A 7794-nucleotide genomic window follows, 5' to 3' on the forward strand; every position below is an offset into this window, starting at 1 on the left:
GCCGGCGCCGGGCGCGGCCCGTCCGCAGTTCGACCCCGAGGCGGGCGGCGCCGCCGAGGGCGCGGCCGAGCAGCCGGCGCCCGCCGCGGCGAAGCCCGCCAAGGCCCGTGGCAAGGGCGGCAAGCTCGCCGTGTACGCGGTGGGCGGTCTGCTGTTCGCCGGCGCCGCGGCGTACGGCACCGGCCTGATGATGAACCAGGCGGACATCCCCGAGGGCACCACGGTGCTCGGCACCGACATCGGCGGCGACACCCGTGACCAGGCGGTGAGCGCCCTGGACGGGGCGATCGGCGCCACCGCGCAGCGGCCGATCCAGCTGAAGGTCGGCGGCCAGGGCGTCACCCTCGACCCCGCCAGCGCCGGGCTGAGCTTCGACTCCACCGCGACGGTGGACGCGCTCACCAAGCACAGTTACAACCCGGTCGTGGTGATCGGGTCACTGGCGGGCGGCAGCAAGGCCGTCGCGCCGGAGGTCAAGGTCGACCGGGCCAAGCTCAAGGCGGCGCTGGACGGTCTGGCCTCCTCGTCCGGGCAGGGCCTGCAGGAGGGCTTCGTCCGCTTCACCGAGGCCGGGCAGACCGAGGTGGTGCCGGGCAAGGCCGGGCAGACGCTGAACGCCTCCGGCGCGGTGGACCAGGTCGAGCAGGCCTTCCGCAACCGGGCGGCCGGTCAGCCGGACGGCGAGATCAGCCTGGACCTGACGGCCGCTCAGCCGAAGGTCGGTCAGGACGCCCTGCAGGCGGCCGCGGACAGCCTCGGCAAGCAGGTGCTGGCCGGACAGATCACGGTCTCCGCCGGGGCCAGGAAGTGGGACTTCGGCAAGGTCACCGCGTCGAAGGCGCTCACCCTGGCGCCGGACGACACGGGCAAGATCGTGCCCAAGTGGGACCTGGACAAGCTGAACGCCGCGGTCGGCTCGGCGTTCGCCAACACCAAGATCCGCAAGAACGGCGCCCTGGTGGCGATCACCCCGCAGGATGTCGCCGACGCGATCACCGCCACGCTCGACAAGACGGGCAAGGACCGGGTCTTCAAGTTCACCGTCTGACCCGACGTCACTCCCCCCGCGAGGGCCGGGACCGAGCCATCGGTCCCGGCCCTCGTGCCTTGGGTGCCATGCCTTTCGACCACCGACGTCCGGATATCGGACATATGGCTGTGAGTTCAAGCCATTGTTGTGGCCGGTGGGAACACGAGAGGTTCAATCGTCAATCAAGCCGCTCACCAGCGGTCCTTTGTTGGCGAATCCTCGCCATTGGCGGTATATAACCGGACATAAGCGCTCAAGTGTTGCGCGCCAGTGGAACCGCACGTTCCGGGGCGGTGCAGACCTGGAAAACCCCTTGTGGCCTGCGGGTCATGCCGAAGAACCCATGGTCAAAACCGGTCCCCACCTCAAGGATTGGATCCGGCGTTACCAATCTTTGATCCAGCGCCGGTCGACAAGTCTTCACCAGGTCAGCAAGATGTGGCAGCGAGCCGTTCCACAGCGGCGACCGACTTTCTGACCAAACGTCCGACATTCGAGACGCCCCAAGGCACTCTGTGCAGAGGCCGCCATCCTCACGGATCGCGCAGACGGGGGCCTTGTTCCGTCGGTGAGCGCGGGTCCGCACGAGGGAGAGAACCACCTTGGGTCGCTATATGCTTCGCAAGCTGGCCAATTATCTGATTCTGGTCACGCTCGCGGCTTCTCTCTCCTATTTCATCGCGGGGCTCAGCCTGCACCCGCAGGCGAACTACGAGGGCCGCAACCCGCCACTGGCGAAGAGCACCATCAGCAAGACGCTCGACGACGTCAACATGAACCCTGACACCCCCATCGTCAGCCGGTTCGCGACCTGGGCCAACGGCGTCGTCCACGGCGACCTCGGCAAGTCGATCGACGGTTCGCCCGTCAACGACGAGGTCGGCCGCCGGATCGGCGTCTCCACCCGGCTGCTGCTGCTGGCCACCCTGATCGGCTCGGTCGGCGGTGTCGCGCTCGGCACGATCGGCGCGATCAAGCAGTACAAGTTCTTCGACCGGTTCACGACCCTGGCGTCGTTCTTCATCCTGGCGATGCCGGTCTTCGTGCTCGGTCTGTTCCTGAAGCTGCTGACCATGAAGTTCCTGGGTGCGGGCACCATCCACTTCACCGGCGAGACGGACGCGGAGTTCGCCGGCCGGTGGGACTTCGCCGCACTGGGCAACCGGGCGGAGCACATGCTGCTCCCCGGCCTGACCCTGATCCTCCTTCAGGTCGCCCTGTACAGCCGCTACCAGCGGAGCACCATGCTCGACGTGCTCGGCAGCGACTTCCTGCGCACCGCCCGGGCCAAGGGCCTCAAGCGGCGTGCGGCGCTGGTCAAGCACGGCCTGCGGACCGCGATCCTGCCGGTGGTCCCGCTGCTGGTGTTCAACATCGTGCTGCTGTTCATCGGCGCGACCTTCACCGAGAAGACCTTCGGCTGGCACGGCATGGGCGAGCTGCTGATCAACTCGATCACCCGCAACGACGTCAACACCACGTCGGCGGTCGCCCTGTTCACCGCCGGCCTGGTGCTGATCGCCGGTCTGCTGTCCGACCTGCTCTACGCGGCGCTCGATCCCCGGGTCCGAGTGCGCTGACGCACTCCCGTCCCGACCGAGCACCCGAACACCCGTAGAGGAGAGATCATGAGCGCCAACCAGCCCGCCCCGTCGAACACCTCCGCCGCCGGCGGCGAGGCGGTCGCCGCCCTGGCAACCGCCACGGCCGGCGCCCCGCAGCCCCCGGCCGCCGTCAGGAAGCGGACCAGCCGGGGCAAGCTGACCGCTCGCCGGTTCGCCCGCAACAAGCTCGCCCTGGTCGGCCTGGGCATCCTGGCCCTGCTGTTCCTGGCCGCGTACGTCGGCCCGTCGTTCACCAAGTACGACTACAAGTTCCACGACTACATGGCCTTCAACGCCCCGCCCGGCGGGGACCACTGGTGGGGCACCAACCAGGGCGGCCAGGACCTCTTCGCGCTGACCATGCGCGGTCTGCAGAAGTCCCTGGTGATCGGCCTGCTGGTGGGTGGCATCAGCACCCTGGTGGCCGGCTTCGTCGGCGCCTTCGCCGGCTACTACGGCCGCTGGGTGGACAAGGGCCTGACCTGGTTCGTCGACCTGCTGCTGGTGCTGCCGAGCTTCCTGATCATCGCCGTGCTGTCGCCGATCTTCCGCAACGCCAGCTGGCTGATCTTCGTGGTGCTGCTGGCGGCGTTCAGCTGGATGATCACCGCGCGGGTGGTCCGCAGCATGACGCTGACCCTGAAGGACCGTGAGTTCGTCAAGGCCGCCAAGTACATGGGCGTCCCCGGACCCGTGATCATCTTCCGGCACATCCTGCCGAACATGGCCTCCCTGCTGATCATCGACACGGTGATCCAGGTCGGCGCGGCGGTCATCGGCGAGAGCGGCCTGTCCTTCTTCGGCTTCGGCGTGCAGGCACCCGACGTCTCGCTCGGCACGATCATCGCCGACAACACCACCAACGCGCCCACCTTCCAGTGGCTGTTCTACTTCCCTGCCACCTGCCTGGTGCTGATCGGTGTCGCGGTGGCGTTCATCGGCGACGGCCTGCGGGACGCGTTCGACCCGAACTCCAGCGGTGCGAAGTCCAAGGGCCGCCGCCGCAAGGCCCTGGCCGAGCGCAACGAGGCCCACCGCAAGGCCACCGTGGCCGGCGGCTCCCGCGACGTGCTGGGCACGTCATGACCGGCGCGGCCGTCCCCTCGCAGCCCGCCGACAGCACCCCCCGAAGCAAGGAAGGACTCCGACCGGTGACCGACACCCGGCTGGACAAGTCGCAGCCCGTTCTCGAAGTGACGGACCTTGAGGTCTCCTTCCCCAGCGAGGCCGGCGAGGTGCGCGCGGTGCGCGGCGTCTCGTACGCCGTCCGCCCGGGCGAGGTGCTCGGCATCGTCGGCGAGTCCGGCTCCGGCAAGTCGGTCTCCTCGATGGCCGTGCTCGGCCTGCTGCCCGACTCCGCCGAGGTCTCCGGCTCGGTCAAGCTCGCCGGGCGCGAGCTGCTGGGGCTGTCGGACAACGAGCTGTCGAAGATCCGCGGCAAGGACATCGGCATGGTCTTCCAGGACCCGCTGTCCGCGCTCACCCCGGTCTACTCCGTCGGCGCCCAGATCGTCGAGGCGCTGCAGATCCACCAGGAGATGACCAAGGAGCAGGCCCGCACCCGGGCGATCGAGCTGCTCGACGTGGTCGGCATCCCGGACCCCCGCCGCCGGGTGGACAACTTCCCGCACGAGTTCTCCGGCGGTATGCGCCAGCGCGCGATGATCGCCATGGCGATCGCCAACGACCCCAAGGTGATCATCGCCGACGAGCCGACCACGGCGCTCGACGTGACCATCCAGGCCCAGGTGCTCGAGGTCCTGAAGAAGGCCCAGGACGTCACCGGCGCGGCGATCGTGATGATCACTCACGACCTCGGCGTGATCGCCGGCTTCGCCGACCGCGTCCAGGTGATGTACGCCGGCAAGCCGGTCGAGTCCGGCTCCGTCGACGAGGTGTACTACCACCCGCGGATGCCCTACACGATCGGCCTGCTCGGTTCGATCCCGCGCCTGGACAACACCGAGCGCCGGGCGCTGACGCCGATCGAGGGCACCCCGCCGTCGATGGTGGAGCTGCCGAAGGGCTGCCCGTTCGCCGCCCGCTGCCCGATCGCGATCGACCGCTGCCGCGAGGTGGAGCCGGTGCTCTCGGTCAAGGAGGGCAACACCCACCCGACCGCCTGCCACCGCAGCCACGAGCTGGCCGGCGCGCTGGACCCGGCCACCATCTACCCGGTGCCCGAGATCCCGGCCGCGGTCGAGCTGACGAGCGTGCCGCGCGAGCAGCGCGAGAAGGTGCTGGAGCTCGACAACCTGACCAAGCACTTCCCGCTCACCCAGGGCGCCGTGATCAAGCGCAAGGTCGGCGTGGTCAAGGCGGTGGACGGCATCACGCTGGACATCCGCGAGGGCGAGACGCTCGGTCTGGTCGGCGAGTCCGGCTGCGGCAAGACCACCACCCTGCTGGAGATCCTGGACCTGCCCAGCGGTCAGGCCGGCACCGTCACGGTGTTCGGCAAGGACGTGCGCGGCCTCGGCCGGGCCGACCGCAAGGCGCTGCGCCGGGACATGCAGATCGTCTTCCAGGACCCCATGGCGGCCCTGGACGCCCGGATGCCGATCGGCGACATCCTGGCCGAGCCGCTGAAGACGCACAACTGGGACAAGGACCGGATCGCCGCCCGGGTGCCCGAGCTGCTGGAGATGGTCGGCCTCAACCCCGACCACGCCGACCGCTACCCGCAGGAGTTCTCCGGCGGCCAGCGCCAGCGCATCTCGATCGCCCGCGCCCTCGCCCTGGAGCCCAAGCTGGTCATCCTGGACGAGCCGGTCTCCGCGCTCGACGTCTCCATCCAGGCCGGCGTGCTCAACCTGCTCGACGAGCTCAAGGTGAAGCTCGGCCTGAGCTACCTGTTCGTCGCCCACGACCTCTCGGTGGTCCGGCACATCGCCGACCGGATCGCCGTGATGTACCTCGGCCGGATCGTCGAGCTCGGGGACTCCGCGTCGATCTTCGACGCACCGTCCCACCCCTATACCCAGGCCCTGCTGTCCGCCGTCCCGCTCCCGGACCCGCGCCGGGAGCGCGAGCGGACCAGGATCCTGCTCACCGGTGACCTGCCCAGCCCGGCCAACGTGCCGAGCGGATGCCGGTTCCGCAACCGCTGCCCGAAGTTCCTGACCCTCTCCGAGGGCGAGCAGCAGCGCTGCCACGACGAGGACCCCGCGAACAGCCGGCTGGCCGCCGACCACGTGGCCGCCTGCCACTTCGCGACGGCCCTCGAAGTGATCTGACACCCCCACGAAACAAAGCCGCGCCGCCCATCAGGCGCTTCCTGCCCCACCCGCAAGGCCGCATTGCCAACCCTCCAGCACCATCCGCTCCGGCGGCACCGCTGGGCTCCAATCACCCGTTCCGTAACCACAGGGGGATTCCCTTGAAGCACACCCGGATTCCGGTCGCGCTGGTCGCCACCATCGCCGCCGCCTCGCTCTCCCTCACCGCCTGCTCCAGCAGCAAGTCGGGCGGGGACGCCGCCGCGCCTGCCAAGTCCGAGGCCCCGAAGATGACCCAGCGGGCCATCAACGAGAAGGACCGCAGCGAGCTGAAGCAGGGCGGCACCCTCAACTGGGCGATCGACCAGCTCCCCAGCCAGTGGAGCCCGCTGGAGGCGGACGGCAACGAGGTCTCCACCACCGATGTCATGAAGGCGCTCATGCCGACCTTCTGGCGTTCGGACGCCGGTGGCACGCAGACCCCGAACAAGGACTACCTGCTCGACGCCAAGGCCGAGACCAAGGACGGCAAGCAGGTCGTCACCTGGACCCTCAACCCGAAGGCCAAGTGGAACGACGGCACGCCGATCACCTGGCAGGACATCGAGGCCAACTGGAAGTCCCAGAACGGCTCGAACGAGGCGTTCAAGGCCACCTCGACCACCGGTTTCGACCAGGTCGAGAGCGTCGTCAAGGGTGTTGACGACTACCAGGCCGTCATGACCTTCAAGACGCCGTTCTCCGAGTGGCAGGCGCTGTTCAACAACGCCGCCAACGCGCCGCTCTTCCCGGCCAAGTACGTCTCGACCCCGGACGCCTTCAACACCGCGTACGTGGACAAGATCCCGGTCTCGGCCGGCCCGTACAAGCTGGACAAGATCGACCAGACCGCCAAGACCGCCACCGTCGTGCCGGACCCCAACTGGTGGGGCCAGAAGCCGATGCTGGACAAGATCGTCTTCAAGGCCATGGAAACCAACACCATGCCGCAGGCGTTCCAGAACGGCGAGATCGACTTCTACAACAACGGCCCGGACGCCTCCGGCTTCAAGCAGATCCAGGCGACCGCGGACGGCGAGGTCCGTGAGGCCGGCGGCCCGAACTTCCGCCACTTCATGCTCAACGGCAAGTCGCCGATGCTGACCGACGTCAAGGTCCGCCAGGCCATCTTCAAGGCCATCGACCGCGACACCATCGCCAAGTCGGACCTGAACGGCCTCGGCTGGCCGGCCGTCGCGATGAACAACCACTTCCTGGTGCCGAACCAGAACGGTTACAAGGACAACTCGGACGGTCTGAGCAAGTTCGACCCCGAGGCCGCCAAGAAGATGCTGGACGAGGCGGGCTGGAAGCTCGAGGGCGACGTCCGCAAGAAGGACGGCAAGGAGCTCAACCTCAAGTTCGTCATCCCGGCCGGCGTGACCGTGGCGACCAACGAGGGCTCCATGCTCACCCAGATGCTGCAGCAGGTCGGCGTCAAGGTGACCATCTTCACCGCTCCGTCGAACGAGTTCTTCGACAAGTACATCTACAAGTTCGACTTCGACATGACGGCGTTCTCGCTGATCGGCACCCCGTTCCCGGCGAGCTCCTCGACCGCGAACTTCAAGACCGACGGTGGCGCCAACTACAGCCAGGTCGGCAGCCCCGAGCTGGACAAGGCGATGGCGGACGCGGCTTCGGCCCAGACCACCGACGCCGAGTTCGAGGCCATCAACAAGGCCGACGCGGAGGCCTGGAAGGTCGCCGGTCTGATCACCCTGTACCAGCGCCCCGCCATCTTCGGTGTGAAGAAGACGGTCGCCAACCTGGGTGCCCCGGGCCTGTCGGACTACATCTACGAGAACATCGGCTTCAGCAAGTGATGATCTCTCGGCACTGATCGGGCGCAGGCCGCCCGGCAACCGACGGGGCGGGCCCCGGGGAACACTCCCCGGGGCCC

General features: G+C 68.3%; 5 protein-coding genes. All 5 read left to right on the top strand.

Annotated elements, in window-relative coordinates:
* Window positions 1–1048, top strand: a 1048-nt coding sequence (locus AA75_RS44200; RefSeq protein ID WP_199520579.1) for a peptidoglycan binding domain-containing protein, incomplete at its 5' end; no start/stop codon positions are given.
* A gap of 596 nt (window positions 1049–1644) precedes the next feature.
* Window positions 1645–2610, top strand: coding sequence for an ABC transporter permease (locus AA75_RS44205; RefSeq protein WP_033826228.1), 966 nt, complete (start codon window positions 1645–1647; stop codon window positions 2608–2610).
* Window positions 2611–2658: 48 nt separating this feature from the next.
* On the top strand, window positions 2659–3720 hold the full coding sequence (locus AA75_RS44210) for an ABC transporter permease (protein ID WP_082527300.1): 1062 nt from the start codon (window positions 2659–2661) through the stop codon (window positions 3718–3720).
* Between the two features lie 65 nt (window positions 3721–3785).
* Complete coding sequence (locus AA75_RS44215; RefSeq protein WP_033826229.1) at window positions 3786–5870, top strand: ABC transporter ATP-binding protein; 2085 nt, start codon at window positions 3786–3788, stop codon at window positions 5868–5870.
* A 143-nt stretch (window positions 5871–6013) separates the two neighbouring features.
* Window positions 6014–7717, top strand: a complete 1704-nt coding sequence (locus tag AA75_RS44220; protein WP_051814476.1) for an ABC transporter family substrate-binding protein — start codon at window positions 6014–6016, stop codon at window positions 7715–7717.
* Window positions 7718–7794: the final 77 nt, after the last annotated feature.

This window comes from Kitasatospora sp. MBT63 (assembly GCF_000710465.2).
GTDB lineage: Bacteria > Actinomycetota > Actinomycetes > Streptomycetales > Streptomycetaceae > Kitasatospora.

Excerpts from the sequence above, each read along its gene's own strand:
- AA75_RS44205 (WP_033826228.1), top strand. The coding sequence starts at position 1,645 with ATGCTTCGCAAGCTGGCCAATTATCTGATTCTGGTCACGCTCGCGGCT.
- AA75_RS44210 (WP_082527300.1), top strand. The coding sequence starts at position 2,659 with ATGAGCGCCAACCAGCCCGCCCCGTCGAACACCTCCGCCGCCGGCGGC.